Origin of the sequence: Lysobacter sp. yr284 (genome assembly GCF_900107375.1) — a bacterium.
GTDB lineage: Bacteria > Pseudomonadota > Gammaproteobacteria > Xanthomonadales > Xanthomonadaceae > Lysobacter.
In genome coordinates this window covers 251,630-278,216 of sequence record NZ_FNPT01000003.1, presented here as the reverse complement: position 1 = coordinate 278,216, position 26,587 = coordinate 251,630, and the positions used below count along the sequence as shown (strand labels likewise).

Genomic DNA, 26,587 nt, shown 5'->3' with positions numbered 1-26,587 from the left:
GGCGAATGCGTACGCGGCGCAGCGGCGACGAAGCCCTTGCGGTCTACCGTCCGTGGTGAAGGCAACGTCAAGAAAATCCCCGCTAACTGAAGCCGTTCGGCATTCGCGCCGGGCGATGCTTGTGGCTGCGCGGCATTGCATGGGAGTATGCGTCACGCACCGTTTTGTGATGCAAATCACTTTAATCGCGCCATATTTCTGAATGAACCGACTGAACAAGGACGCGCGTCGGCATTGCGGCGACGACGGCACGAGCCTGCGCGCCCGGCCCGCCGCAACGCAGCCCAGGGACCGGGCATGCTGATCCGCCAGACCGCGCTGTACCTGCCGGCGCAATTGCTCGGGCCGCTGGCGCAACTGGCGGCGATCGTGCTGTGGACGCACTGGCTGGATCCGGGCGAGTTCGGCGCCTTCACCCTGGCGCTGGCCGCGCAGGAAGCGATCTATCTGCTGTTCCTGGCGTTCTGGTCGTACTACCTGTTGCGCTTCCTGCCCGGCGCCGACGCGCCGGCGCGCGAGCGCATGGATACGTTCGAGAGCTGGGTGTTGCTGGCCAACCTCGCGCTGCAGGCGGCGGCGCTGGGGCTGGTGCTGCGCTACCTCGCCGGCACGCCGCCGGGCGCGGCCGCGTTCGCGGTGCTGTTCGCCTTCGCCTTCACCCGCTCGTACTGCACCCATCTCGCCGAACGGGCCAAGGCCGGCAACGACATCCTCGCCTACACCGCGCTGCAATGCGGCGGCCCGATCGGCGGGCTGGCGCTGGGCTGGCTGTGGGCGCACCTGACCCGCGACGGCGCGGCGCGGATCGGCCCGCTGCAGGTGCTCGGCGCCTATGCGATCGCGCAGGCCGCCTCGCTGCTGTTCGCGCTGCTGCGGCTGCCGCTGCGCTGGCGCCTGCGGCGCGCGGATCGCGGCCTGTTGCGCGCGGTCGCGCTGTACGGATTGCCGCTGGCCTTGAGCGGCGCGCTGGCGTGGGTGCCCGGCAACGGCATCCGCTTCGTGGTCGAACACGGGCTCGGCCTGGCCGCGGTCGGCCTGTTCGCCGCCGGCTGGACCCTGGGCCAGCGCGCCTGCGCGTTCGCCGCGATGCTGGTGACCGCCGCCGCCTTCCCGATCGCCCTGCGCCTGGAAGCCAGCGGCGAACGCGGCCGCGCGCTGCAGCAACTGGCCGACAACGGCGCGCTGCTGTGCGCGGTGCTGCTGCCGAGCGCGGCCGGCTTGATCGCGCTGTCGGCGCCGTTGTCGCAACTGGCGGTGTCGGCGCCGTACGTGGCCGACACCCTGGTCATCCTGCCCATCGCCACCCTCGCCGGGCTGGTCAAGAACCTGCGCAGCCATTTCGCCAACCAGGCCTTCCTGCTCGCGCGTAAGACCGGCTGGACGCTCGCCATCGACGCGCTGGAGACCGCGCTGTTCCTGATCGGCGCCGCGCTCGGCCTGCGCGCGCTCGGGCTCGCCGGCGCCGCCTGGGGCGCGCTGGCGGCGGTGAGCGTCGGCGCCGCGCTGTCGTTCTTCGTCGCCGTGCGCCGCCTGGACATGCCGCTGCCGTCCGCGCACCTGGCGCGCATCGTGCTGGCCAGCGCGGCGATGTCGGCGGCGCTGGCGCTGTTGCCGCCGCTCGCCGGCTGGCCCGCGCTGGCCCTGGCCACCGCGTTCGGCGGCGCCGTCTACGCCGGCGTGCTGGCGCTGTGCTACCGCGGCCATCTGCGCGAACTGCGCGGCCGTATCCCTTTCCTGTCCCGATGACTTCGCCATGGATCGCATCGCCCCCGGCGCGCTGAGCGCCTTGACTCCGCAATCGCCGGCGCAGTGGCAAACCGCGCCGCTGCTGTTCCAGCACCGCCTGCACGCCGATCCGCGTTTCGCCAAGGACGCGATCGCCGGCCTGATCGACCGCTATCCGCGCCGCGGCTATTCCATCGTGCACATGGGCGAGCAAGGCGCCGGCGGCCGGCGGGTGTGGCGCGAAGGCGACTTCGGCGGGCTCGACGGCGCGCGCGTGCTCGACGCGATCGAGCGCGGCCGCCTGTGGCTCAACCTGCGCGACGGACACGAGCACGACGCCGACCTCGACGCGGCCATGCGCGGCGTGTTCGCCGAGGCCGGCGCGCTGGCGCCGCCGGTGTCGAGCTACGGCCACCGCCTGGGCGTGCTGGTGTCCTCGCCGGGCGCGCAGGTGTACTACCACGCCGACCTGCCCGGCCAGGGGCTGCTGCAGCTGCACGGCCGCAAGCGCATCTACATCTATCCGCCGCGGCTGCCGTTCCTGAGCGAGCAGGGCCTGGAGAACATCGCCCTGAGCCAGCTCGAAGTCGGCCTGGAATACCGCCCGGAGTTCGACCGCGACGCGCAGGTGTTCGACCTGGAACCGGGCCAGGGCCTGTTCTGGCCGCTGAACTCGCCGCACCGGATCGAGAACCACGACAGCCTCAACGTGTCGATGACGCTGGAGTACTGGACCCAGCAGATACGCCGCAGCCAGATGATCAACGTGGCCAACGGCATCCTGCGCAACCACTACGGCGTCGCGCCGCGCTCGCGCCGGCTCGGCGGCCCCGCGTTCTACGCCAAGGCCGCGCTGCAGTCGCTGTGGCGCCGCAGCGGCCGCCTCGACGGCTTGCGCCGTGCCGCGCGGCCGATCGATTTCCGGCTCGATCCCGACCGCCCCGGCGCGATCCTCGACCTCGGCGCGCCCACGCCGCGCGACGGCCGGGACGCATGAACCGGGCCGACGACTACCAGGTGACCATCGAGCGCGAACTCGCGCCGGCGCTGGCGCGTTGGCGCGGCTGGGAACGCGACGGCGCCGCGGTCGGCCTGTTCCAGCGCGAACATTGGCTGCGCGCCTGGTACGCGACGCTGGGCGCGCAGGCCGGACGCGAGCCGCTGCTGGCCAGCATCGAGCGCCGCGCCGACGGCCGCGCGCTGCTGGCGCTGCCGCTGGTGCGCGAGCGTCGCGGCGGCCTGCGCTGCATCGCCTTCGCCGACGCCGGCGTCAGCGACTACGCCGCGCCGATCTGCGCGCCCGACTGCCCCGCCGACCCGGCCGCGGTGCGGGCGATGTTCGCCGCGCTGCGCCGCGCCCTGCCGGGCGCCGACCTGTGGTCGCTGGAGAAGATGCCCGCGCGCATCGGCGAACGCGACAATCCGCTGCTGCAGCTGCCGGGCACGCGCGCCAGCGCCTTGTTCGGCAACCCGGTGACCGTCGGCGAGGATTTCGAGGCCTGGCGCTTCAGCCGCGAGAAGACCCACCGCAAGGAACTGGAGCGCTCCTGGCGGGTGTTCTCGCGCCATCCGCAGGCGCGCTGGGAGCGGATCGAAGACCCGGCCCAGGCGCTGCCGGTCATGGACGCGCTGGAAGCGCTGCAGCGCGAGGCGATCCGCGGCAAGGGCTGGGCCTATCTGCTGGACGAGCCGGGCTACCGCGCGTTCTATCGCGAACTGATCGCGCAGGGACTGGCCGGCGGCGAAACCGTGCTGACCGCTTTGCGGGCCGGCGAGGAAGTCGTCGCCGCCCTGCTCGGCCTGCGCCGCGGCGACGAGTACGCGATGATCCGGATCGGCAACGCCGCCGGCGAATGGCGCAACTGCTCGCCCGGCCGGCTGGTGATCGAGCGCACCATGGCCGCGCTGCACGCGCAGGGCGTGCGCCGTTTCGATTTCACCATCGGCGACTACGCCTACAAGCGCGGCTTCCAGCCCGAGCGCCTGGACCTGTTCGATTCGACCGTGGCGCTGTCGTGGAAGGGGCGGCCGCACAGCCTGCGCGCCGGGCTGCGGCATCGCGCGCGCGCCTGGCTGGCGGACCGGCCGGAGCTGAAGCGGCGCCTGTCGGCGCTGCGCGCGCGCGCCGACGACGCCGGCTAGCGGCGCTCAGCCGCGCGCGTCGCCGCCGTCCAGCAGCCGCTCGAACAACTGCAGGTAGCGTTCGGCGCTGCGTTCGACGGTGAACTGCAGGGCGTGCTCGCGCGCGGCGGCCAGCACCTGCGGGTCGGCGTGGCGCACCTGGCGTTCGATCGCCTCGGCCAGCGCGCCGGGATCGTCCGGCGGCACCAGCAGGCCGTAGCGCCCGCCGGCCAGCACTTCGCGCGGCCCCACCGGGCAATCGGTGCTGACCACCGGCGCGCCGCAGGCCATCGCCTCGACCAGCACGTTGCCGAAGCCCTCGAATTGCGAGGCCAGCGCGAACACCCGCGCGCGCCGCATGTAGGCGTAGGGGTTGTCGCGCTGGCCGAGCAGGCGTACCACCCGGCCCAGGCCGAGCTCGTCGATCAGCGCCTGCAGCGCGGCGCGCTGCGGGCCCTCGCCGACGATCGCCAGGCGCAGCCGCATCGGCGTGCGCAGGCGGGCGAAGGCGCGGATCAGCCCGGCGAAGTTCTTTTCCTCGCTCAGGCGTCCGACCGAGAGGATCACCGGCGCGCCGTCGGCGCCGTAGCCGTCCTCGGCCACCGGCGCCTCGGCGCGCTCGCGCCAGTCCTGCGCCAGCACCGGGTTGGCGATGACGTGCAGGCGCCGGCGCTGCCGCGGGTGCAGGTGCGCGGCGATGTCCTCGCGCACGCCCTCGGACACCGCGACGATGGCGTCGGCGCAGCGGTACGCCCACGGCATCAGCGCCACGGTCGCGCGGTAGCGGCGCGAGCGGTCGAGCCGGCGCATCGAGGCGATCGGCGCGTGCTCGGTCAGCACCGTGCGCACGCCGGTGCCGCGCGCGGCCAGCGCGGCGACGATGTTGCTGTGGGTCAGCGCCGAGACCAGCACGTCGGGCCGGCGCTGGCGCAGCAACTGCGCCAGCCGGCGCGGCACCGCCAGGGTGCGGTCGGCGTCGAGCGACAGCAGTTCGATGTCGCCGGCCAGCGCCCGCGATGCCGGGTCGGCGCGATGCACCGCCAGCGCCACCGCGACGCCGCGCGCCTGCAGCCCTTGCGCCAGGCGCAGGATCGAGATCTCGGCGCCGCCGAGCTTGAGCTGCGGCAGGTACAGCAGCACCGAGCGCACCGCGCCCGCGCGCCCGGCCGCGACGGCGCTCAAACGCCCACCGGCTGCGCCGCCTCGTAGCGGCGCCGCAACTTGCGCCCGAGCTCACGCAGGTTGAACACATAGCGCTTGCCGTCGACCAGGGTGCGCCCGCCCCAGGCCGAGACGGTGTGCAGCCCGTGCGGGTTGCGTCCGCGCGGATCGGGCCGGCAATGCGCCACGACGTCCTCGCGATAACGCTGCGGCGTGCACAGCCGCACCCGGTTCAGCGCGACCGCCTGGCCGTAGCCGCCGGTGCAGTCCTGCGCCGGGCGGTACAGCGCGCCGTCGTGGACGAACGGCGTGCCGGCCGGGCGCGAGCTGCGGTGGTCGAGCTTGACCGGATGGCGCGCATGCCGCCGCCACGGGCCGTGCAAGTCGTCGGCGTAGCTCAGGCACAGATTGTCGAACGCGCCCCACGACAGATCGGTGTAGGCCAGCCAGAAGCGGCCCTCCCAGACGAACAGGCTGGCGTCGGCGGCGGCCACGTCTTCGAGCAAGGTGGCGACGAAGCGCCACTGGCCGTGCGCGTCGATCTCGTACAACTCGCAGCAGCGGCGCTGCGCGGTCTCCGGAATCGCATAGGCGCGCCCGGCGTGCTCGAACACATACGGATAGGAGACGTGGCCGGGCCGCTGCGGCCCGGCCGGGTGCGCCTGGGCGACCGTATCGTCGGCGTCCAGGCGCAGCAGTTCGAGCCGGCCGACGCCGTCGCGGTAATCGTAGGTTTCGCAGTACAGCAGGCGGTCCTCGCCCGGCAGGCCGAACGGATCGGCGCGGTACTGCTGCGCATCGCGCCCGCCCAGCCAGCGGATGCGCTCGGCGAAGCGGCCCTCGAGCATGCGTTCGATCGGCGCGTCGACCACGCCGATCATCCAGCTTTCGCTGAGCCACTGGCTGCGCCAGCGGCGCAGCTGCGAACGCCAGCGCCCGCGCAGGCCGGCCACGGCGCGGCGCCAGCGCGGCCGCGGCGCCTGCGGCGCGAACGCGTCGGCCGCCGGTTCGCCGCCGTGGGCGAGTTCGAGCAGGCCGGCGGCCAGCAGGTACAGCAGCCCCAGGTAGGCGCGGCCGAGCGCGCGCGGATAATGCGGGTCGGCGTAATAACGCATGGTTTCCACCGCGGTCGCGCCGTCGCGCACCAGCGCCAGCTCGCCGCCGCCGCCGGACACGATCGAGGCGTGCACCGCGTACGGCGCGGCCAGGTGCAGGCCCTGCGCATCCAGCGGCTGCCACACGCCGAAGCGGCTGCGCGCGCGCCACGGCCCGGGATCGGCGATCCCGGCCAGGTCGATCACCGCATCCCAGGCGCCGGCCGCATCGGCCAAGGCGGCCGCATCGTTCTCGTCGTCGACGCGCAGCTCCTGCAGCTCCGGATGCGATCCGGCCCAGCGCCGCCACTGCGCGTCGTCCTCGCGCCGCGCCGCGCGCACCCGCACGACGTCGCAGGCCACGCCGGGCAGCCCGGCCAGCGCCAGCGCGGCGCGTTCCTGCCAGACCCGGCTGCGCCCGGCCGGCAGCAGGACCGCCGCGCGCACCGGCGCGGCGGCACGGTCACAGTCGCTCGTGCAAGGCATGCGGAAGATGCGAACGGTATTTGTTGAGGACGGTGCCGATCACCCGCGCGTCGACCGCGGCCAGTTCGTCGAGCAGTTTGCGCACCAGCGCGGCGCGGGTGGCCTCGGCCTCGACCACCACCACCACGCCGGACGCGTGCCTGGCCGCGGCCAGCGCATACGGCGCCTGCGCGTCGACCACCACTTCGTCGAAGTCGCGCGCCAGCGCCTGCCACGCCGCGGCCTCGTCCAGCGCCGCGTAGTTGTCGCGGAACTCGCGCTGCGGGTCGGTCAGCCGGGCCAGCACCAGGCCCGGCGCGGCCGGCGCGCCGACCTGCGGAAAACCGGCGACCTCGCCCTGCGCATCGTCGGACAGCAGCAGCACCCGGCGCCTGCGCAGCTGCGCCGACGCGGCGGCGTAGCTGTGCGCCAGCGCGGTCGCGCCCTCGCCCGCGCGCGCGGCGACGAACTGGACGATGCGGCCGTCGCCGCCGCCGGCGCTGGCGTCGAGCCGCTGCACCAGTTGGGTCATGCGCGCCTCGTCGATGCCGAACAGGGCCGGCGTATCGGCTTTCATGGTCGATGCCTCGAGCAGGGGCGCGCGGCCGGCGGCCGGCGGCGGCGGATCCGCGGCCAGGCGCAGCGCGCGCGCGATGAAGACGACGCCGCCGAGCAGGTAGCGCCGCCACAGCCGGCGCGGCTCGCGGCCGAGCCGGTACAACCATTCCAGGCGCGCGCGCCGCATCCACGCGGGCGCGCGGGCGACGCGGCCGGCGATGAAATCGGCGATCGCGCCGCCGTTGACGATCAGCAGCCGGTGTCCGGCCTGCCGCGCCCACTGCGCCAGTTCCGCGGCGACGCGTTCCTGCCGCGGCATGCCCATGGCCAGCACGACCAGCTCCGGGCGTTCGCGCGCGACCGCTTCGAGGTAGGCCGCGGCGTCGCCGAAGCCGTCCAGGGCGCAGGCCACCTGGATGCCGTAGTCCTCGCCCAGGCGCTGCGCGGCGCGCTGCAGGTACGGTTCGCGGGTCCCGATCAACACCGCGCGGCGTCCGCCGAAGGCGGCCAGCAGCTGCGGAATCAGGTCGGTGCCGTTGGCGTTGAGGCCCGGATCGCGCGCCAGCAGGCGCAGGCAGGCGGCGACGCCGACACCGTCGCGCAGCAGCACGTCGCTGCGGCGCAGGTCCTCGGCGAAGGCCGGATCGGTCCAGGCCAGGTTGAAGGCGTGCTGGTTGAAGAACGACAGCACGGTCGGGGCGACCGGATCGGCGAGCCGCTGCAGCAAGGCGCGATGCTGCTGCGCATCGCGGACGATGCGCAGCCGGCCGAGCAGTTCCAGCAGCCGCCGCGGCGGCGCATCGCGCGAGGGCGCGGCGGCGCTCATCGCTGCGCCTCCTGCAGCACTTCCTCGTACACCGCCGCGACCTGGCGCGCCATCGCCACGTCCGAATAACGCTCGCGCTGGCGCTGCAGGCCGCGAGCGGCCAACGTTGCGGCGCGCTCGGGATCGTCCATCAGCGCGGCGATGGCGGCCGCCATCGCGGTCGCGTTGCCCGCCGGCACCAGCGCGCCGGCGCGGCCGTCGGCGAGGACTTCGGGGATGCCTTCGTTGGCGGTCGCCACCACCGGCAGCCCCCGCGCCAGCGCTTCGATCAGCACCATCGGCAGGCCTTCGCCGTACAGGCTCGGCAGCGCGAACAGGTCGATCCTGCCCAGTTCGGCCGCGACCTCGCGGGTGAAGCCGGTCCAGTGGATCAGCTCGGCCACGCCGCGTGCCTGCGCATGCGCCAGCACCTGTTCGCGATAGGCCGGGCTCTCGAAACCGCCGACCGCGCGCAGGCTCACGTCCCTGCCCTGCGCGCGCAATTGCGCCAGCGCGTCGATCAGGACTTCCACGCCCTTGCGCGGCCGGAACAGCGCGACCATGCCCAGCGTCCAGGTCCCGTCCGGCTCGATCCACGGCCGCGGCGCCGGGTTCACCGGCACCCCGTTGGGCACGACCCGCACCACTTCGTCGTCGTAGCCGAGCCCGCGCAGGTAGTGCGCGGTGCCGTGCGAGACCGCCACCAGGCGCGCGGCGCGGGCCGCGCCGAAGCGCTGGATCGCGCTGTTGACGCGGTTGCGCAGCGCGTTCTCGGTGTCTTGGTCGGTGCGGCTGTGGACGTGGTGCAGCAGCGGCCGGCGCGCGCGCCGCGCGGCGAAGCGGCCGACCAGCAGCGAGCGCACGGTGTGGGTGTGCAGCAGGTCGTAGCCGCCGCGTTCGAGCAGCTCGGCGACCCGGCGCACCGGCCCCAGGTCCAGGCGCGAGCGCATCGGCACCACCACCACGCGGCTGTCGCGGGCGCTGCGTTCGCGTTCGAACGCGCCGGGCTTGAGGCAGGCGAAGTCCACGTCCCAGCCGAACCGCGGCAACTGCTGGGCGAGCAGGTCCTGCACCCGTTCGGCGCCGGCGTAGTGTTCGCCGTTGATCAGGTGCAGCGCGCGGCGCGGCTGCGGCGGCAGCAATTCCCAGCCGCGGTGGGCGCTGGTGACGGAGGCTCGGGTCATGCGGTCGCTCCAGTGCGCATGGCGATGCGGCGCGGCGGCGCCGGCCGCGGTTGCGGCGACGGCAGGCGCCGGCCGCGGTAAGCGCGCACGCAGCACAGCAGCGCGAACAACAAGGTCAGCGCGCTGGTCTTGGACGCCAGCGAGTTGGTGGTGGACGCGGTGGCCAGGAACACCAGCAGCGCCCAGCGCGCGCCGCCGCCGGCGCGGCGCCACAGCCAATACAATCCGCAGCCCAGCCCGGCGGCGAAGGCGAGGAAACCGAACGCGCCCAGCTGCAGCAGCATGAACAGCCAGAAGTTCTCGATCGCCTCCAGGTTCTGCGACAGGCCGATGCGCAGCGACAGTTCCTGGATCTGTTGCGGGGGAATGCCGAACAGCAGGTCGAAGCCGTCGAGATGGTCGAACACCTCGAAGATGCGCAGCCGCACCGCGGCGCTGTCGTCCAGGTACAGGCCCTGGAAGATGCGCGCGCCCAGGCCGCTCTTCCACACCGCCGCGGCGGCGACCGGCAGGGCGATCAACGCCGCCAGCGACGCGCCGACGATGTGCAGGTAGCCGTAGCGGCCCGCGCGCAGGCCTTCGCGCGCGCGCAGCGCGGCCCACGCCGCCAGCGCCGCGACGCTGAGCAGGAAGCTGGCGCGCCCGCCGAACGCCAGCAGCGCCAGCACCAGCAAGGCGCACAGCGCCCAGCGCCGGCGCGGCGGCATCGGCAGGTCCAGCGCGGCCAGCAGGGCGATGCCGGTCAACATCGCGTTCTCCAGCGGATGGCCGTGCAGCGCGGTGGCGCGGAACTTGTCCTCGATCACCGCCACGCCGCCGGCCACGGTGTACGGCACCAGGTGCCGCTGCAACGCCGCTTCGGCCAGGCCGATCGCGGCGTTGACCGCGACCGCGGCCAGCAGCAGGCGCAACAGCCGGCGCAGGTCCGCCTCGTCCAGCGCGACCAGCACCAGCGCCATCGCCGCCGGCATCATCAGCGTGTCGATGAAGAACGCCGAACCCGACGGCCCGTGGCGCAGCAGCGAGTAGGCGAAGATCAGCGCCATCGCCGTCAGGTAAGCGGCGAGCAGCGGCTGCGCGCGCAACCGGCGCAGCGCTTCGACCAGCGGATTGCCGCAGGCCGCCAGCGAACACGCCAGCGCCAGCAGCAGCGGGTAGTCGCCCGGATGCAGCTTGAACCAGAACGCGCCGTAGGGCGCGTCGTAGGGAATGCCGAGCACCGTCAGCAGCGCCGGCGACAGCGCCAGGTAGGCGATCAGCGCCAGCCCCGCCAGCGCGGCCGCGGCGCGTTGCAAGCCGGGCTGGGGCCGGGCCGCGGGGTTCATCGCGCGCCCTGCCTGGGTTCGCGCGTAGCCGGTTCGCCGCGCTGGCGCGCTGCGGCCGGGCTGCCCTGCCCCCGCGCGCCCTGCCCGTGCGCGTCCAGGCCGAGCGCGCGCAGCGCCGCCGGCTCCAGCGCCCCGCGCGGCGCGCCGCTGGTGTTGCTGTTCGCGGTCAGGCCGAAGTCGTCGGCGTAGTTCCACACCGACCAGCCCCAGCCTTCGGCCTCGGCCAGCGCGCGCACGTCGCCGATCCAGCGATAGCGCGAGGCCGGGTCCACGCCCTCGCGGATCGTCCCGAACTCGCCGCAGTGCACCCGCACCTTGTGCCGCGCGGCCCACTCGCGCAGCGGCTTCCATTGCGCGGCGATGCGTTCGCGGTCCCAGCCGTCGCGGAAGTAATCGGCGATCTCCGCGCGCGCGCGGTCGCGGCCGACCCCGCCGTCGGTGTGCGGCAAGCGCGCCTGCGCGGCCTTGGCCGGGTAGCGCACGCTGCGCCAGTGCCCGGCGGTGGTCCACTCGTCGCCGCGCATCCAGCTCGCGCCCTGGTGGGTGAACACGTACGGCAGGTAGTAATGGAAGCTGTAGACCAGCTTGTCGTCGTCGAGCGGCGCCAGTTCGACCAGCCCTTCCAGGCTGCCGCCCTTGCGGCCGCTGACGATCAGCACGCGCTCGCGGTCGACGCCGCGCACCGCCGCGACCAGGCGCTGCTGGTAGCGGCTCCAGGCCAGGCCGCCGGTCCAGCCGTAGAAGCCGGGCTCGTTGTACAGCTCGAACGCTACCCGCTGCGCCGGCAGCGCTTTCCATTTCGTCGCCAGCGCTTTCCACAACGCGACATAGCCGTCGGCCCATTCGCCGCCGCGCTCGATCGCCTGCTTGGTCTGCTCGCGCGGATGCAGGTCCACGATCGCGTCCAGCCCGGCCGCGAGCGTCGCGTCGATGGCCGCGCGCAGGCGCGCATCGTCCAGCGTAGGCCCGCGCTGCGGCGACCAGCCCAGGCTCACCGGATCGACCGGAATACGCACGTGGTCGAAACCGGCCGCGCGCAGCGCGCGCAGTTCCGCCGCGCTCACCGGCGCGCCGGCGCTGGCTTCGAACCAGCGGCTCAACGCCACCCCGCGGCGCAACGGCAGCGCCTGCGCGACGGCGCCGGCCAGCAGCCACAGCGCCAGCACGGCGCCCAACCCGAGTCCGCGGCGGCGCATCGCCCTCAACCCGGCACCTGCGGCAAGCTCGCCAGCACCGGCAGGCCGAACGCGCGTTCCAGCTGCTCGGGCGACTGGAAGCTGCTGCGCAGCGCTTGGCTGAGGAAGGCCGTCAGCAAGGCCGCGGCGATGCTCAGGCACAGGCCGATGGCCAGGATCGGCAGGCGCGCGCTCTTGGCCTTGAGCGGCCAGCTGGCGGCCTGCAACACGCTGACCGTGGTGCGCTGCTTCTGCTCGCGCGCCTCGGTGATGCGCGCGGCCTCGAGCTTGCGCGCGTAGTTGCCGTAGCTGTCCTCCAGCAGTTTCTGCTCGCGGCTCAGCGCGGACAGCTCGATCTGCTGCCGGCTCAGTTCGTCGGCGCGCCGGCGCAGCTGCTGCAGCTTGTCCTGCAGCGCCTTGCGGCTGCCGGCCAGCGCCGATTCGTCCGAGCGCGCGCGCAGCAGGTCCAGTTCGGCGGCCTCGCGCACCGGGTTGCGGCCGGTGCGCACCGTGGTCGGCGGCGCCTTGCGCTGGTCGCGGATGAACGCCTCGGCGGTGGCCACGTCGTTGCCGGCGTTGACCACCAGCGGGTTGCCGTCGACGTAGCGCGAGCGCAGCCCCTGCTCTTTCAACCGCAGTTCCAACAACTGCCGCGGCACCTGCGGGTCGCCCAGGCTTTCGCTGAACTGCACCAGGTTGGCCGGGGTCGCCTTGGCCAGCCGGGTCAGGGTCTTGGCCCGCTCGCTGGCGGTGCGCGCCTGCTGGTCGGTGTCGTTGAGGCGCGATTCCAGCTCGTTGCCCTGCTGCAGCAACAGGCCGATCTGCTGGCCGTAGTCGACGATGCCGTGGGCGCGCTTGAACCGGCTCAGGTCCTGCTCGGCGCGTTGCAGGCGCCGGTCGACCGCGCCGACCTGGCCTTCGAGGAACCGCACCTGGCCGTCGGAGAACACCGCCGCGCGGCGCGCCAGGTAGGTCTGCAGCAAGGTGCGCAGCGCGGCCTGGGCCAGGGCCGGGTCGCGGTGCGAGAAACCGATCTGGATCACCGTCGCGCCCTTGAGCAGTTGCGCGTCCAGGCCCTGGCGGAAACGCTCCACCGCCTGGTCGAGCTTGGGCCGGCCCGGATCCTCGCGCTGGCGGGCGATGTCGGGGTACAGCCGGCCCAGGCCGACATGCCGCACCACCTCGGCGATCAGGTCGCGGCTGGCCAGGATCTGGGTCTCGGCGCTGAGCGCCTCGGTGCGGTCGAACATCAGCGGCATGGCGCCGCTGCTGCTGCCGTCGGTGTTGTCGGCGACGTACACGTACTCGTGGCCCAGCCGCACCAGCACGCTGGCCTCGGACTGGTAGCGCGCGGTCGGCAGCAATGCGGCCAGCAGGGTCAGGCCGAAGCACAGCGCGAACGCGGCGGCGATGCGGCGCTTGTCGCGGAAGCCGATCTCCAGCCATTCGCGCAGCGCCGACACGGGCGACGGCGCGGGCATGGGCCGGGCGGCGGGATCGAAGTCCTGGTCCATTCAATCGCCCCGGCGGTTGTTGTCGTTGAGGTCGTAGGAGAACCCCACGTTGACCGGCAGGTTGCGGCGCACGTATTGGTCGATCCACTTGTTGACCCGCGAGATCCGCGACGGCACCGCCAGCACCACGTCGAAGGGCTGCAGCGGCGGATCGTTGCCGTCGTCGGCGCCGCGGCGCGCCTGCGAGGCGGCGTCGACGCGGATCACCCGGGTGGCGCCGGACTCGTCGCGGCGCAGGATCGCCACCCGATTGAGCGCGGCGCGGTCGGTCGGGCCCTGGGCCACGATCAGCGCGCGCATCACCGTCAGCCCCGGCAGCAGCGGCTGCGCGCCGGGCCGGCCGACTTCGCCGCCGACGAACACCTGCTGGCGGGCGAAGCCCTTCTCCACCTCCACCGACACTTCCGGATAGCGCAGGCTGCCGGCGTAGGCGCGCTTGAGCGCGTCGGCCAGCTGCTGCGGGGTCTGCCCGGCGGCGCGGACCTCGCCGACCAGTTGCAGGTGGATGCGGCCGTCGGGCCGCACGGTGGCGGTCTCGTTGAGCTCGGGCGCGTAGAAGAACTTGAGCGCGAGTTCGTCGCCGGCGGCGATGCGGTACTCGGCGCCGGCGGCCGCCGCGGCCGGCGCGGGCGCCTGGGCGAATGCCGGCGCCGCGATCGGGCCCAGCAGGCACAACGCCGCCAGCAACAGCGACCGGGCCAACGCGGCCGGCCATCGCCGCACCGGCGCCGCGGCCGCGCCGTGTCCGTCCTGGGCAGGGCGGACCGGCCGCCTCCTGCGAACCCCGTGGCTCATCGCTGCGTCCCGCCTCGCTTGGCTAATGAAAAAGATCGCGCAACGCCCTGATTCACAAGGCGTCCGATACCTTCCAGGCATACCTGCCCGGTGTCGGCGGCGCGATCAAATATGAGATTTAGATCACAGTTTATCGGTTGCCGGCGCGGCCGCTCCGTCGTCGCGCACGCATCGCCGGCGCGACCGCTGAACCGCCTGAATGCGTCCGCGTCCGAGCCCCACAGGCCCGACCCGACCGGCCCCGGCCGGCGCCGGCCCGGCGCGCACGCGCTGGCGGCGCGCCGGTTCAATACGCCGCCTGCGCCGACAGCACCGCCGGCAGCGTGCGCAGCAGGATCGACAGGTCCAGCCATAGCGACCAGTTCTCGATGTATTCCAGGTCGTACTCGACCCGGCGCTGGATCTTCTCGATCGTGTCGGTCTCGCCGCGATAGCCGTTGACCTGGGCCAGCCCGGTGATGCCCGGCTTGACCCGGTGGCGCGCCACGTACTCCTGCACCGCGTCCTCGAACAGCACGTTGGCAGCCTTGGTCGCGGTCGCGTGCGGGCGCGGGCCGACCAGCGACATGCTGCCGGCGAGCACGTTGAACAGCTGCGGCAGCTCGTCCAGGCTGGTCTTGCGGATGAAACGCCCGACCCGGGTCACCCGCGGGTCGGTGCGCGCGGTCTGCTGCGCGGCGTGCTCGTCGCGCAGGTGGTGGTGCATCGAGCGGAACTTGAACACCTCGATCAGACGCTGGTTGTAGCCATAGCGCTTCTGCCGGAACAGCACCGGCCCGGGCGAATCCAGCTTCACCGCCAGCGCGATCAAGGCCATCAGCGGCGCCAGCGCCAGCAGCGCCAGCGCCGACAGGACCAGATCCTCGGCGCGCTTGAGCACCGGCGCCCAGCCCTGCAGCGGCGGCTCGGCGATCACGAACATCGGCACCCCGGCCACCGGCACCAGCTTGCGGTGGGCGAAATGGAAGCTGCCCATGTCCGGCACCAGCAGCACCTGCACCGGCAGGCGGCGCAGGCGCTGGGCCAGGTCCTCGTTGCGCCCGCGCGCCTGCGCCGGCAGCGCCACCAGCACCTGGTCGACGCCGCCGTCGCGGATCAGCCGCTCCAGGTCGTCGATGTCGCCCAGCCGCGGCAGCGAGGACGGCGGCGGTTCGCTGAGCCGGTGGGTGCGGCGGTCGTCGATGTAGCCGACCAGGCCGGAGACGACGTCGGCGCGATGGTGGATCTGCTCGGCCAGGCGCAGCGCGTTGTCGGTCATCCCCAGGATCACCGAGCGCTGGATGAAGGCGCCCTGGCGGATCCGCCGCTGGAACAGCCACAGCATCACCAGCCGCCCGCCCACGAACAGCACGAAGCTCAGCGCGAACCACAGCGCCAGCGAGCCGTCCGGCAGCGGCCGCAGGAACCGGAACAGCAGGTGCAGGGTCATCACCAGCCCGAACGCGGCGCCCCAGGCCAGCAGGGTGCGGCGGATCAGCAGGCGGCTGCCGAACATGTCGTGGCCGTACAGGCCGAAGCTGTGGAACACCAGCACGCACAGCGCCCCGGCCAGGGCCGACAGCGCCAGGTAGTGCTCGCTGGCGCGCAGCGGGCCGGCCTGCAGGGCGTGCAGCGCCAGCGCGCCGGCCGCGAACACGATCAGGAAATGCGCCAGCCGGGCCAGCGCAACGATATTGCGCAAGGCCGAAGGACGAGCGAACGCGAACAGCGCACTGGAGAACCCCGACCTCATGGATGCCTTGCCTACCGTCCCTAGCGCGCGATCGGGAAAAATGTGATTGAAGTCACATCAAGGCTGGGTGAGTTTTGGTGAGCGAAAGTGAAGCCGATGAACACCGGCAGGTCGGTGCTGCGAGCACATGTGGCACCCAATGGCGCGCCCGGCTGCATATGAAGTGCGTCACGACGCCGCACCCGGCCGGCAGCCGACGCCGCACGTGCGGCCGCGCGGCGCGGCGCCCGCGGGGCTTGGCCCCCAAGCCTGCCCGTCCGCCACGGCCCACGCCCACGGTCGTCGCGCAAGCCAACCCGGCCGCCCGCGCCGCGACCGGCCCGGCCCGTCGCCGAGCGCGGCCGGCGGGCCGCCGGCCGGCACGAAGTCTCACCCGCCCACGGCCGATTCGCCGGTACCGAGGGCGCAAACCGCCACCGATTCCCGGTAGCGACAATTGTGAGTCCAGGGGCTTTTACATATGCTCTGTTTTACTCAAATAACCACATTGCGGGTCTAGTTGGACCGAGCGCGGCAGCACTGGATCGAACCTGGCCGGACAGGGGACGCCGGCACTGCCCGCCGCGGCACCGGGACGCGTGCCGCAGGGCGCGCCGCGCCGCGGCCGCCCGGTCCGGGCCCGTGCCGTTGCGCCGCCTCCGTCCCATCCGTGCATGTCCGTTCCATGCATGCCGTACCGATACCCGCTGCCCCGATGCCCGTTCCGCCGATGACTGTCTGCGCCCGCGCGCCGGCGTCCCGCACCGCGCGCCCGCGCCGCACCGCCGCGGGCGCTGCGCGCCGGCGGCCGACGGCCTCCCCAGAGAACCGACCATGATCAACCTCTCCATTCGCCAACGGATCCTGCTGAGCCTGGCCGTGACCTTCGGCGTGCTCGCGCTGATGGGCGGCATCGCCTGGCAGCGCCTGCTGCACATCGAGACCGAGGAAGCGGCGCTGCGCGACGACTCCATCCCCGGCACCTACGCGGCCTCGAAGATGCAGTCCTCGTGGATGACCTACCACGCCAACGTGCGCGCGATGACCATCGCCGGCGGCGACGACCTCGCCCGCCTGGAGGAACTGGTGCGCACCCGCCGCAGCCAGTTCGAGGCCGCGTCCGTGGATTACGACCGCACCATCCGCCGCGCCGACGACCGCGCCCAGTTCGCCGAACTGATGCGTCAGGCCCAGGCCGCGTTCGCGCTGCAGACCGAACTCTCGCGGCTGGCGCGCGAGCGCTCGCCGGCGCTGGCCACGGCCTGGCGCGAGCGCGCCGCGCCGGTGTTCGAGCGCAACAACGCCGCGCTCGACAAGATGCTCGACTACAACCGCCGCTACTCCTCCGAATCGGTGGCGCGCATCGACGAGGCGATCGCCGCGGCCAAGACCGGAATCGCGGTCTCGTTCTTCATCGCCGTGGTCCTGTCCGGCCTGGTCGGCTTCTTCCTGTGGCGCGCCATCACCGTGCCGCTGCGGCAGCTGTCCGGCGCGGTCCAGACCCTGGCCAAGGGCGACTTCAGCAAGCGCCTGGCGCTGGGCCGCAACGACGAGTTCGGCACCCTCGGCCAGGGCTACGACCGCATGACCGACGACCTGTCGGAGCTGGTCGGCCAGGTCCAGTCCTCCGGCATCCAGGTCAATTCCTCGATCAACGAGATCACCGCCACCCTGCGCGAACAGCAGGCCTCGGCCGCGCAGATCGCCGCCACCACCACCGAGATCGGCGCGACCTCGCGCGAGATCGCCGCCACCTCCAAGGAACTGGTGCGGACCATGGACACCGTCGCCGCCGCGGCCGAGCAGACCTCGTCGCTGGCCGGCAACGGCCAGGCCGGGCTGTCGGAGATGGAGCAATCGATGCGGCGCATGATCGAGGCCACCGCCGCGATCAGCGCCAAGCTGTCGGTGCTGGCCGACAAGGCCAACAACATCAGCCAGGTCGTCACCACCATCACCAAGGTCGCCGACCAGACCAACCTGCTCTCGCTCAACGCCGCGATCGAGGCCGAGAAGGCCGGCGAATACGGCCGCGGCTTCTCGGTGGTCGCCAACGAGATCCGCCGCCTCGCCGACCAGACCGCGGTCGCCACGCTCGACATCGAGCAGATGGTGCGCGAGATCCAGTCGGCGGTCTCCGCCGGCGTGATGGGCATGGACAAGTTCTCCGAGGAGGTGCGCCGCGGCACCCACGACGTCCAGCAGGTCGGCGGCCAGCTGTCGCAGGTGATCGACAACGTGCAGGCGATGGTGCCGCGCTTCGAGGCGGTCAACGAAGGCGTGCAGGCGCAGTCGGCCGGCGCCGAGCAGATCAACCTGGCGCTGAGCCAGCTCAGCGAGGCCGCCCAGCAGACGGTGGAAGCGCTGCGCCAGTCCAACCAGGCCATCGACGAACTGCACCACGTCAGCGCCGGACTGCGCGACGGCGTGGTCAAGTTCAAGCTGCTGGCCTGAGCCGGCGGAGCCGCGCGCGTGCTGTTCCTGGTCTTCCAGCTCGATGCCGAACGCTACGCGATCGACGCGGCGACGGTGGCGGCGGTGTTGCCGCAGGTCGAGCTGCGGCGGCTGCCGCAGGCGCACCCCGCGGTGGCCGGCGTGTTCGACTACCGCGGCGAGGTGGTGCCCTTGATCGACCTGTGCCGGCTGGCGCTGGCGCGCCCGGCGCGCGCGGCGATGAGCACGCGCATCGTGCTGGTGGATTACCGCGACCGCGCCGGCCAGCCGCGCCGGCTCGGCCTGCTGGCCGAGCGCGTGCTCGACACCGCGCGCCTGGAGCCGCAGGCCTTCGCCCCCAGCGGCGTGGACCAGCCGCAGGCGCGTTACCTCGGCCCGGTCGCGCGCGACGCGCACGGCCTGCTGCAATGGATCGGCGTGCGCGAACTGCTGCCCGACGACGTCCACGAGCTGTTGTTCCAACAGGCGGCGCAGGCCTGATGGACGCCGCCGCCTTCAAACGCTGGCTCAAGACCACGATGGGCCTGGACGCCGAAGCGGTCGGCCCGGGCGTGATCGAACGCGCCATCGCCGGACGCATGCGCGCGGTCGCCGCCGCCGACGCCGACGCCTATTGGCGGCGGTTGCAGGCGCAGCCGCTGGAGCAACAGGAACTGATCGAAGCGGTGGTGGTGCCGGAGACCTGGTTCTTCCGCGGCGTGGAAGCCTTCGACGCGCTGGCGCGCGCGTTCGCGCCGCGCCTGGGCGAGCCCGGCGCCGCGCCGGTGCGGCTGCTGAGCCTGCCGTGCTCGACCGGCGAGGAACCCTACACCCTGGCGATGGCCCTGCTCGACGCCGGCTGGCCGCCGCAGCGCCTGCGCATCGACGCCTACGACATCAGCGAGCGCGCCCTGGCCAAGGCCGGGCACGCGGTGTACGGCGCCAACTCGTTCCGCGGCGGCGACCTGCGCTACCGCGAACGCCACTTCCGCGCGCTCGGCCACGGCCGCTGGCAGCTGTCCGACGCGGTGCGCGGCTGCGTGCGCTTGCACCGCGCCAACGTGCTCGACATCGATTTCCTGCCCGACGCGGCCAGCTTCGATGCGGTGTTCTGCCGCAACCTGCTGATCTATTTCGACCAGGACACCCAGGTGCGCACGGTCGGCGTGCTGGCGCGCGCGCTCGCCGCCGACGGCCTGCTGTTCGTCGGCGCGGCCGAGACCGGCCTGCTGCTGTCGCTGGGCTACGCCTCGGCGCAGATCCCGATGGCCGCCGCGTTCCGCAACCAACGCGGCGCGCCCGCACCGCCGCCGGCGACGCCCTCGCCCTGGCGCGCGCCGGCGCTGGCGCCGCTGCCCGCAGCCGCCGCGCGTGCGCGCCCGTTCGCCGCCGCCGCGCTGGCGGCGCGGCCTGCGCCGACCGCGCCCGCCGCGGCCGCCGCGCCCGCGCAGGCCGCCGACGACTCGCTGCAACAGGCCCGCCGCCTCGCCGACAACGGCGACTTCGCCCAGGCCGAGCGGCTGTGCCAGGCGCACCTGCGCGCGCACGGCCCCAACGCCGAAGCGCTGTGCCTGCTCGGCGTGATCTACGGCGCCGACGGCGCCGACGCCCGCGCCGAAGACGCCTTTCGCAAGGCGCTGTACCTGCAACCCGACCACGCGGAAAGCCTGATGCACCTGGCCTTGCTGCTCGATTCCAAAGGCGACGCGGCCGGCGCCCGGCTGATGCGCCAGCGCGCCGCGCGCCATCGCGGCAGGAACGCCTGAGATGAGCGCGTCCGACATCCGCGATGCGGCAAACGGCGACGAACCCGTCCGTGGCGGTGCGGCCGGCTCGGCCGTCGCCCGCCTGCTGGAACGCACGCCGGCGCGCGAAGACCTCGTCGCGGCCGCCGCGCGGCTGGCCGCGGGCGCGACGCCGCAGCGCGGCGACGACGCCAGCGCCTTCGTGTTCCGCCTCGGCGAGGAATGGCTGGGCCTGGCCACCGCGCTGGTCGACGAAGTGCTGGAACTGCGCCCGGTCCACCGCCTACCGCACCGGCGCGACGCCGCGCTGCGCGGCCTGGTCAACGTGCGCGGCCGCCTGACCGTGTGCGTGGCGCTGCCGGCGCTGCTGCAGACCGGCCCGGCCCCGGCCGCGCGCGGCGGCGCGCGCCGGCTGGTGGTGCTGGCCGCGCCGGAAGGCGCGCTCGCGTTCGAAGCCGACGAAGTCCACGGCAGCCTGCGCTACCCGCTCGAAGACGTGCGCGCGGTGCCGTCCACCGTCGCCCACGCGGTCGCGCGCTTCGCCACCGGCGTGCTGCCCTGGGGCGAGCGCCGCATCGGCCTGCTCGACGCCGACCTGCTGCTGCACGCGCTGGACCGGCGGATTTCATGAGCGAGGACCGCATGAGCCACGACTCGCTGCGCGATCGCTCGCTGCACGACCTGTTCCGGATGGAGGCCGAGGCCCAGCGCCAGGTGCTGACCGAAGGCCTGCTCGCGCTGGAGCGCAACCCGACCGCGGCGGCGACGCTCGAAGAGTGCATGCGCGCGGCGCATTCGCTCAAGGGCGCGGCGCGCATCGTCGGCCTCGGCGCGGCGGTCGCGGTCGCCCATTCGATGGAAGATTGCCTGGTCGAGGCCCAACACGACCGCCTGCACCTGCACCGCGCGATCATCGACGTGCTGCTGCGCGGCGTCGACCTGCTCGGCCGCATCGGCGACACCCCGGCCGAGGCCGCCGCGGCCTGGGCCAGCGAAGAGATCGAGCCGGTGCTGGAGTTCCGCGCCGCGCTCGACGCCGCGCTGGCCGCGCCCGCGCCGGCGGCCGAGGCGCTGGAGCCGGCCGGCGAAGCCGCGCCGGCCGACGCCGGCGACGAAGCCGAAGAACGCGTGCTGCGCATCGCCGCGCGCAACCTGCACCGCATGCTCGGCCTGGCCAGCGAGGCGCTGGTGGAATCGCGCTGGCTCGACCCCTACATCCGCTCGCTGGCGCGGGTAAAGGAACTGCAACGGCGCTCGGCGCTGGCGCTGGACCAACTGGCCGAACGCAACGCCGGCCTCGCCGCCGAGCCGGCCTCGGCCGAACTGCTGGCGCGCGCCCAGGCCGACCTCGCCGAAGGCCAGCGCCTGCTCGGCGAACGCGTGGCCGCGCTGGACGCGTTCGACCGGCGCCTGGCCGGCGTCGCCCACGGCCTCTACGACGAAGCCCTGGCCAGCCACATGCGCCCGTTCGCCGACGGCACCCGCGGCTTCAAGCGCATGGTCCGCGACCTCGCCCGCGAATTGGGCAAGGAAGCGCGGCTGGAGATCGTCGGCAACCGCACCCCGGTCGACCGCGACGTGCTGTCGCGGCTGGAAGCGCCGCTGGGCCACCTGCTGCGCAACGCGGTCGATCACGGCATCGAGGCGCCGGCGCAGCGGCTGGCGCGCGGCAAGCCGGCCGAGGGCGAGATCCGACTGGAAGCGCGCCACGTCTCCGGCCGCCTGGAAATCCGCATCGGCGACGACGGCCAGGGCATCGACGCCGAACGCATCCGCCGCGCGGTGATCGCGCGCGGGCTGGCCGACGCCGACACCGCGGCGCGCTTCGATCACGAGGAACTGCTGGAATTCCTGTTCCTGCCCGGCTTCACCCTGCGCGAGACCGTCACCGAGATCTCCGGCCGCGGCGTCGGCCTGGACGCGGTGCAGAACATGGCCAAGCAGCTGCACGGCAACGTGCGGGTGTTCTCGCAACCCGACCAGGGCACCCGCTTCCAGCTGCAACTGCCGCTGACCACCTCAGTGCTGCGCGCGCTGTCGGTCGACATCGGCGGCGAGGCCTACGCCTTCCCGCTCGCGCGCATCGTCGCCACCGCGCTGGTCTCGCGCGAACAGGTGCGCTCGCTGGAAGGCCGCCAATACTTCGAACTGGGCGGCCGCGAGATCGGCCTGGTCGCCGCGCAACAGGTGCTGGAAGGCAACGACAGCGCCGCGGCCGGCGCGCAATTGCCGGTGGTGGTGATCGGCGGCGCCCACGGCGAACACCTCTACGGCCTGGCGGTGGACCGCTTCGGTTCGGTGATCGAACTGGTGGTGCAGCCGCTGGACCCGCGCCTGGGCAAGGTCAAGGACATCGCCGCCGGCGCCCTGCTCGACGACGGCACGCCGGTGCTGATCGTCGACATCGACGACCTGCTGCGCTCGATCGAGCGCCTGGTCGCGGCCGGCCACCTCGCCCAGGTCCGCCACGAAGACAGCGCCGGCGCCGCCGAGCGCAAGCGCGTGCTGGTGGTCGACGATTCGCTGACCGTACGCGAGCTGCAACGCAAGCTGATCGAAGCCGGCGGCTACGCGGTGGAAGTCGCGGTCGACGGCATGGACGGCTGGAACGCGGTGCGGCTGGGCCGCTTCGACCTGGTGGTCACCGACATCGACATGCCGCGCATGGACGGCATCGAGCTGGTCGAGCTGATCAAGAAAGACCCGCGCCTGCGCGAGCTGCCGGTGATGATCGTGTCCTACAAGGACCGCGAGGAAGACCGCCGCCGCGGCCTCGACGCCGGCGCCGACTTCTACCTGAGCAAGGCCGGCTTCGACGAGGACGCGCTGATGCAGGCGGTGGTCGACCTGATCGGAGCGCCGCTGGAATGAACCACGCACTACCGCGGCCGTGCGCCGCCCCAAGGACCGCGCAGTGAGGATCGGCATCGTCAACGACCTGGGCATCGCCACCGAGGCGCTGCGGCGCGTGCTCGCGCGGCGCCCGGATTTCCGCGTGGCCTGGGCCGCCGCCAGCGGCGAGGACGCGGTCGCGCACTGCGCGCGCGACACCCCCGACCTGGTGCTGATGGACCTGGTCATGCCCGGCATGAACGGCGTGGAAGCCACCCGCCGGATCATGGCCGCCAGCCCGTGCCCGATCCTGGTGGTGACCGTCAGCGTCGGCGCCAACGCGGCGATGGTGTTCGAAGCGATGGGCCACGGCGCGCTCGACGCCACCGACATGCCCTCGCTCGGCGGCGAGGAGAACGGCGGCGCCGACAAGCTGCTGGCCAAGATCGACCTGATCGGCCGCCTGACCGCGGCGCCGCAACGGCCGCTGCCGGCGCACGCGCCGGCGTCGGGTTCCGCGCACAAGCTGCTGGCGATCGGCGCCTCCGCCGGCGGCCCGTCGGCGGTCGCGCGGTTGCTGGAAGGCCTGCCGGCGGACTTCGCCGGCGCGGTCGCGGTGATCCAGCACATCGACGAAAAATTCGCCCCCGGCATGGCCGACTGGCTCGGCCGCTATTCGCGCCTGCCGGTGCGCATCGCCCAGACCGGCGACACCCTGCAGCCCGGCCGGGTGCTGCTGGCGGCGACCAACGACCATCTGTCGCTGCGCGCCGACGCGCGCCTGGAGTACGTGCGCGAACCCGCGCAACTTCCCTACCGCCCCTCGGTCGACGTGTTCTACAAGAGCGTCGCCGACCACTGGCGCGGCCCCATCGTCGGCGTGCTGCTGACCGGCATGGGCCGCGACGGCGCCGCCGGCCTGCGCCTGCTGCGCGACCAAGGCCACCACACCATCGCCCAGGACCGCGCCACCAGCGCGGTCTACGGCATGCCCAAGGCCGCCGCCGAACTCGATGCCGCGGTCGAGATCCTGCCGCTGGACCGCATCGCCGCGCGCGTGCGCGACCTATTCGCCCGGACCCAGAGCGCTTCCCCATGAGCGAACCCACCTTCCCCACTCCCAGCGACCTGCCCGCGCACCTGCGCCAACACCGATTGGTGGTGCTGCTGGTCGACGACCAGCCGATCATCGGCGAGGCCGTGCGCCGCGCCCTGGCCAGCGAGAGCGACATCGAGTTCCACTACTGCGCCCAGGCCCTGGATGCGGTCGCCGCCGCCGAAGCGCTGCAGCCGAACGTGATCATGCAGGACCTGGTCATGCCCGGCGTCGACGGCATGACCTTGCTGCACCACTACCGCATCCACCCCAAGCTCAAGAACGTGCCGGTGATCGTGCTGTCGAGCAAAGAGGACGCACTGGTCAAGAGCCAGGCCTTCTCCACCGGCGCCACCGATTATCTGGTCAAGCTGCCCGACTCGATCGAACTGATCGCGCGGGTGCGCCACCACGCCCGCGCCTACCTCAACCAGATCCAGCGCGACGAGGCCTATCGCGTGCTCAGCGAGCACCAAAAGCGCCTGCTCGAACTCAACGAGACCCTGCGCCGGCTCAGCGACGTCGACGGCCTGACCGGGCTCAACAACCGCCGCTACCTCGACTCCTACCTGGAGAACGAATGGCGGCGCGCGGTGCGCCAGGGCGACGACTTCTCGGTGCTGATGCTCGATGTCGACAACTTCAAGCGCTACAACGACTACTACGGCCACCTCGCCGGCGACGAAGTGCTCAAGGACGTGGCCACGGTGATGCGCCAGCACGCGCTGCGCCCGGCCGACCTGACCGCGCGCTACGGCGGCGAAGAGTTCACCGTGGTGCTGCCGGCGACCTCGGCCGAAGGCGCGCTGCGCATCGCCGAACGCATTTGCGACGGCGTGCGCGAACTCGCCCTGCCGCACCGCGCCGCGCCGCAGGAAACCGTGACCATCAGCGTCGGCGCCGCCACCGCCTCGCCCGCGCTCGGCGACAGCCACGCCTCGCTGCTGCGCGCCGCCGACATGGCGCTGTACGAGGCCAAGCGCGGCGGCAAGGATCGCGCGGTGTATCGGGCGTATCTGCGCGGCGAAGAATGAAACGCAGGCCCGTCCGGCCGACCCCACAGACACCCAGGAAACGCAGATGGCCACAATCATTACGGACAAAGACATTCTCTCAGCGTTCCACGCCTCCGATCCGCGCCTGTGGCTGCGCGAGCACGTGGCCGGACTGACCCGGCGCGCGTGCTACTACTACGAAGCGCCGATCTCGCAGTCCGACGACACGATCATCAGGCACATGGTGCTGATCACTCATGCCGACCCCTTCGCGCCAACCGCCCACTCCAAGGTGGAGATCAGTTCCTCGGACGTGACGGGCGGTCTCAGCTTCTCGTTGTTCCGTCGGGAATACGACGTGGAGATTTCCCCTGCCGAGGAATCCGTGCAGCGTGGTACGTGGTCGCGGCTGGACGATGCGATGATCAAGAAGGCCCACGACATCGCCCAAGCGGCCAGCGATTACCGGCCTGAGGCGCGCAGCCTCAGCTAGCCCGCCCGCATGCGGATCGCCTTCGACATCGACGGCACCCTGACCCCGCTCGGCGCCGGCCAGTTTCCCGCCGCGCCGCTGCCGTTCCCGCTGCGCCTGCTGTGGCGCGAACCGCTGCGCGAAGGCGCGGCCGCGCTGATGCGCGAACTGCAGGCGCAAGGCCACGAAGTCTGGGTCTACACCTCCTCGCTGCGCTCGCCGGCCTACCTGCGCCTGTGGCTGCGCTGCGCCGGCATCCGCCTGGCCGGCGTGGTCAACGGCGACGCCCATGCGCAAGCGCTGCGCGGCCGCGCTGTCGCGCCGTCCAAGTTTCCGCCCGCGTTCGGCATCGATGTGCTGGTGGACGATGCGGCCGGCGTGGCGATGGAGGGCGAGGCGCATGGGTTTCGCGTGGTGTTGGTGGACCCCGCAGACCAGGCCTGGGCCGACAAGGTCCGCGCCGCATGCCGGGCGGCGCCGGCGCGCTGAGCGTCGCGCCCAGCGATCTGTTTCGACGCCTTCAGCGGCTGGCTTGCGCGACGCCTTGTCGCTATGCCCCACGCCTGGCCCGAAGCCGCCGGCCGTCCCAACCATTGAGACACCCGCATGCTCTAGTGCGCGCCACCGCGCGGCCGAACCGATACCGCAGCGCACTCGCCCCCTCGCCACCGCGGCTTGCCCGAGCGCAAGCCTTAAGACCGCCACGCCATGCCCTCTATCGACCCCGCGCTCGTTCTCGCCTGGCAGACCGCGCACTGCATCGCCCGCAACGCCCCCGCGCCCGTCCCCGACCGCGGCGGCTGGCGCGTGGACACGCATTCGGACAAGGAAACCAAGCGCTGGTTGTTCGCCCGACCCTGCGACGGGCTGCGCGAAATCGCTGAGGAAATTACGGCGCCGCTGCATTACCTGAAACTGGCCGGCACCGCGGAAGAACTGCGCAGCGCACTGCCGCCGCGCTGGGAAATCCAGCCGGCGAACTACTTCATGATCGCGACCGCGGCCGCGACCGGCCCCCGGCCGTTGCCGCCGGGCTACACGCTGGAACTGCATCGAGCCGGTGCCGTCGTTCGAGCCTGCATCCTCGCCCCGACCGGCGAACTGGCCGCGAGCGGAAACGCCGCGCAGACCGCAGACGCCTTCGTCTACGACCGGATCGAAACCGCCGCCGACCACCGGCGCAAGGGCCTGGGCCTTTCGGTGATGGCCGCCCTGAGCGCTGCGAAACAGTCCGCCGCGACCCCGCAACTGTTGGTCGCGACGGATGAGGGCCGCAGCCTGTACGCGCGCCTGGGCTGGACCGTGCTCGGGCCGTTCGCCGCGGCGGTCATTCCGACCGTCGAGTAAGGCTCGACGGGCGTGCGAACGCTGCTCTTTCCGG

Annotated in this window: 22 protein-coding genes; 13 read left to right on the top strand and 9 right to left on the bottom strand. The window is 72.9% G+C overall.

The annotated features are described in order from the left end of the window. The first annotated feature begins 297 nt into the window (after positions 1–297). From BLV01_RS08095 to BLV01_RS08085, 3 genes are read left to right on the top strand one after another with little or no spacing between them, the layout of a single operon-like run. Positions 298–1,746, top strand: a complete 1,449-nt coding sequence (locus tag BLV01_RS08095; protein WP_091796360.1) for a lipopolysaccharide biosynthesis protein — start codon at positions 298–300, stop codon at positions 1,744–1,746. A 7-nt stretch (positions 1,747–1,753) separates the two neighbouring features. Further along, positions 1,754–2,722 carry a cupin domain-containing protein gene (locus BLV01_RS08090; protein WP_217633467.1) on the top strand — a complete coding sequence of 323 codons (969 nt, stop codon included), beginning with the start codon at positions 1,754–1,756 and terminating at the stop codon, positions 2,720–2,722. Further along, positions 2,719–3,867: a GNAT family N-acetyltransferase gene (locus tag BLV01_RS08085; protein ID WP_091796358.1), complete on the top strand. Its 1,149-nt coding sequence runs from the start codon at positions 2,719–2,721 to the stop codon at positions 3,865–3,867. Before BLV01_RS08090 ends, BLV01_RS08085 begins: the two co-directional genes overlap by 4 nt. Before the next feature lie 6 nt (positions 3,868–3,873). On the opposite strand, the gene BLV01_RS08080 is transcribed toward BLV01_RS08085, so the two are convergent. From BLV01_RS08080 to BLV01_RS08045, 9 genes are all read right to left on the bottom strand, one after another. Next, positions 3,874–5,028 (bottom strand): glycosyltransferase, encoded by a 1,155-nt coding sequence (locus BLV01_RS08080; protein WP_091796356.1) that lies wholly within the window; start codon positions 5,026–5,028, stop codon positions 3,874–3,876. Beyond that, a complete protein-coding gene (locus BLV01_RS08075) occupies positions 5,025–6,587 on the bottom strand; it encodes a glucosamine inositolphosphorylceramide transferase family protein (RefSeq protein ID WP_139178559.1) in 1,563 nt (520 codons plus the stop codon). The genes BLV01_RS08080 and BLV01_RS08075 overlap by 4 nt, the downstream gene beginning before the upstream one ends. Next, a complete protein-coding gene (locus tag BLV01_RS26575; protein WP_091796352.1) occupies positions 6,565–7,950 on the bottom strand; it encodes a WecB/TagA/CpsF family glycosyltransferase in 1,386 nt (461 codons plus the stop codon). The genes BLV01_RS08075 and BLV01_RS26575 overlap by 23 nt, the downstream gene beginning before the upstream one ends. Continuing rightward, a complete protein-coding gene (locus BLV01_RS08065; RefSeq protein WP_091797380.1) occupies positions 7,947–9,113 on the bottom strand; it encodes a glycosyltransferase family 4 protein in 1,167 nt (388 codons plus the stop codon). The genes BLV01_RS26575 and BLV01_RS08065 overlap by 4 nt, the downstream gene beginning before the upstream one ends. Next, positions 9,110–10,438, bottom strand: a complete 1,329-nt coding sequence (locus BLV01_RS08060) for a VpsF family polysaccharide biosynthesis protein (protein ID WP_139178558.1) — start codon at positions 10,436–10,438, stop codon at positions 9,110–9,112. The genes BLV01_RS08065 and BLV01_RS08060 overlap by 4 nt, the downstream gene beginning before the upstream one ends. Then, complete coding sequence (locus BLV01_RS25285; RefSeq protein ID WP_139178557.1) at positions 10,435–11,634, bottom strand: glycoside hydrolase family 5 protein; 1,200 nt, start codon at positions 11,632–11,634, stop codon at positions 10,435–10,437. Before BLV01_RS25285 ends, BLV01_RS08060 begins: the two co-directional genes overlap by 4 nt. Positions 11,635–11,639: 5 nt before the next feature. Further along, on the bottom strand, positions 11,640–13,127 hold the full coding sequence (locus BLV01_RS25280; RefSeq protein WP_139178556.1) for a GumC family protein: 1,488 nt from the start codon (positions 13,125–13,127) through the stop codon (positions 11,640–11,642). After that, on the bottom strand, positions 13,128–13,829 hold the full coding sequence (locus BLV01_RS08050; protein WP_175485817.1) for a polysaccharide biosynthesis/export family protein: 702 nt from the start codon (positions 13,827–13,829) through the stop codon (positions 13,128–13,130). A 379-nt stretch (positions 13,830–14,208) separates the two neighbouring features. Continuing rightward, entirely contained in the window at positions 14,209–15,603 is a 1,395-nt protein-coding gene (locus BLV01_RS08045) for an undecaprenyl-phosphate glucose phosphotransferase (protein ID WP_217633466.1), read from the bottom strand. Positions 15,604–16,467: 864 nt separating this feature from the next. Between BLV01_RS08045 and BLV01_RS08040 the strand changes: the two genes are divergently transcribed. The 10 genes from BLV01_RS08040 to BLV01_RS07995 all read left to right on the top strand — a co-directional run bounded on the left by BLV01_RS08040 (position 16,468) and on the right by BLV01_RS07995 (position 26,553). After that, complete coding sequence (locus BLV01_RS08040) at positions 16,468–18,087, top strand: methyl-accepting chemotaxis protein (protein ID WP_091796344.1); 1,620 nt, start codon at positions 16,468–16,470, stop codon at positions 18,085–18,087. Positions 18,088–18,105: 18 nt separating this feature from the next. Then, on the top strand, positions 18,106–18,567 hold the full coding sequence (locus BLV01_RS08035; RefSeq protein WP_091796342.1) for a chemotaxis protein CheW: 462 nt from the start codon (positions 18,106–18,108) through the stop codon (positions 18,565–18,567). Then, positions 18,567–19,832, top strand: coding sequence for a CheR family methyltransferase (locus tag BLV01_RS08030; protein ID WP_091796340.1), 1,266 nt, complete (start codon positions 18,567–18,569; stop codon positions 19,830–19,832). Before BLV01_RS08035 ends, BLV01_RS08030 begins: the two co-directional genes overlap by 1 nt. 1 nt (position 19,833) lies before the next feature. Continuing rightward, a complete protein-coding gene (locus BLV01_RS08025) occupies positions 19,834–20,442 on the top strand; it encodes a chemotaxis protein CheW (RefSeq protein WP_091796338.1) in 609 nt (202 codons plus the stop codon). Further along, positions 20,439–22,682 carry a hybrid sensor histidine kinase/response regulator gene (locus BLV01_RS08020; protein WP_254782554.1) on the top strand — a complete coding sequence of 748 codons (2,244 nt, stop codon included), beginning with the start codon at positions 20,439–20,441 and terminating at the stop codon, positions 22,680–22,682. Before BLV01_RS08025 ends, BLV01_RS08020 begins: the two co-directional genes overlap by 4 nt. 43 nt (positions 22,683–22,725) lie before the next feature. Beyond that, a complete protein-coding gene (locus tag BLV01_RS08015; RefSeq protein WP_091796336.1) occupies positions 22,726–23,742 on the top strand; it encodes a chemotaxis response regulator protein-glutamate methylesterase in 1,017 nt (338 codons plus the stop codon). After that, a complete protein-coding gene (locus tag BLV01_RS08010) occupies positions 23,739–24,773 on the top strand; it encodes a diguanylate cyclase domain-containing protein (RefSeq protein ID WP_091796334.1) in 1,035 nt (344 codons plus the stop codon). The genes BLV01_RS08015 and BLV01_RS08010 overlap by 4 nt, the downstream gene beginning before the upstream one ends. Before the next feature lie 46 nt (positions 24,774–24,819). Beyond that, positions 24,820–25,227 carry a hypothetical protein gene (locus tag BLV01_RS08005; protein WP_091796332.1) on the top strand — a complete coding sequence of 136 codons (408 nt, stop codon included), beginning with the start codon at positions 24,820–24,822 and terminating at the stop codon, positions 25,225–25,227. Positions 25,228–25,236: 9 nt separating this feature from the next. Continuing rightward, positions 25,237–25,695, top strand: coding sequence for a hypothetical protein (locus BLV01_RS08000; protein ID WP_091796330.1), 459 nt, complete (start codon positions 25,237–25,239; stop codon positions 25,693–25,695). 219 nt (positions 25,696–25,914) lie between these two features. Further along, entirely contained in the window at positions 25,915–26,553 is a 639-nt protein-coding gene (locus BLV01_RS07995) for a GNAT family N-acetyltransferase (protein ID WP_091796328.1), read from the top strand. Positions 26,554–26,587 lie beyond the last annotated feature (34 nt).

Bases quoted from the DNA above. Each gene is read 5' to 3' on its own strand.
- BLV01_RS08095 (WP_091796360.1), top strand. From the start codon at position 298: ATGCTGATCCGCCAGACCGCGCTGTACCTGCCGGCGCAATTGCTCGGG.
- BLV01_RS08090 (WP_217633467.1), top strand. From the start codon at position 1,754: ATGGATCGCATCGCCCCCGGCGCGCTGAGCGCCTTGACTCCGCAATCG.
- BLV01_RS08085 (WP_091796358.1), top strand. From the start codon at position 2,719: ATGAACCGGGCCGACGACTACCAGGTGACCATCGAGCGCGAACTCGCG.
- BLV01_RS08075 (WP_139178559.1), bottom strand. From the start codon at position 6,587: ATGCCTTGCACGAGCGACTGTGACCGTGCCGCCGCGCCGGTGCGCGCG.
- BLV01_RS26575 (WP_091796352.1), bottom strand. From the start codon at position 7,950: ATGAGCGCCGCCGCGCCCTCGCGCGATGCGCCGCCGCGGCGGCTGCTG.
- BLV01_RS08065 (WP_091797380.1), bottom strand. From the start codon at position 9,113: ATGACCCGAGCCTCCGTCACCAGCGCCCACCGCGGCTGGGAATTGCTG.
- BLV01_RS08060 (WP_139178558.1), bottom strand. From the start codon at position 10,438: ATGAACCCCGCGGCCCGGCCCCAGCCCGGCTTGCAACGCGCCGCGGCC.
- BLV01_RS25285 (WP_139178557.1), bottom strand. From the start codon at position 11,634: ATGCGCCGCCGCGGACTCGGGTTGGGCGCCGTGCTGGCGCTGTGGCTG.
- BLV01_RS25280 (WP_139178556.1), bottom strand. From the start codon at position 13,127: ATGGACCAGGACTTCGATCCCGCCGCCCGGCCCATGCCCGCGCCGTCG.
- BLV01_RS08040 (WP_091796344.1), top strand. From the start codon at position 16,468: ATGATCAACCTCTCCATTCGCCAACGGATCCTGCTGAGCCTGGCCGTG.
- BLV01_RS08030 (WP_091796340.1), top strand. From the start codon at position 18,567: ATGGACGCCGCCGCCTTCAAACGCTGGCTCAAGACCACGATGGGCCTG.
- BLV01_RS08025 (WP_091796338.1), top strand. From the start codon at position 19,834: ATGAGCGCGTCCGACATCCGCGATGCGGCAAACGGCGACGAACCCGTC.
- BLV01_RS08020 (WP_254782554.1), top strand. From the start codon at position 20,439: ATGAGCGAGGACCGCATGAGCCACGACTCGCTGCGCGATCGCTCGCTG.
- BLV01_RS08010 (WP_091796334.1), top strand. From the start codon at position 23,739: ATGAGCGAACCCACCTTCCCCACTCCCAGCGACCTGCCCGCGCACCTG.
- BLV01_RS08005 (WP_091796332.1), top strand. From the start codon at position 24,820: ATGGCCACAATCATTACGGACAAAGACATTCTCTCAGCGTTCCACGCC.
- BLV01_RS08000 (WP_091796330.1), top strand. From the start codon at position 25,237: ATGCGGATCGCCTTCGACATCGACGGCACCCTGACCCCGCTCGGCGCC.
- BLV01_RS07995 (WP_091796328.1), top strand. From the start codon at position 25,915: ATGCCCTCTATCGACCCCGCGCTCGTTCTCGCCTGGCAGACCGCGCAC.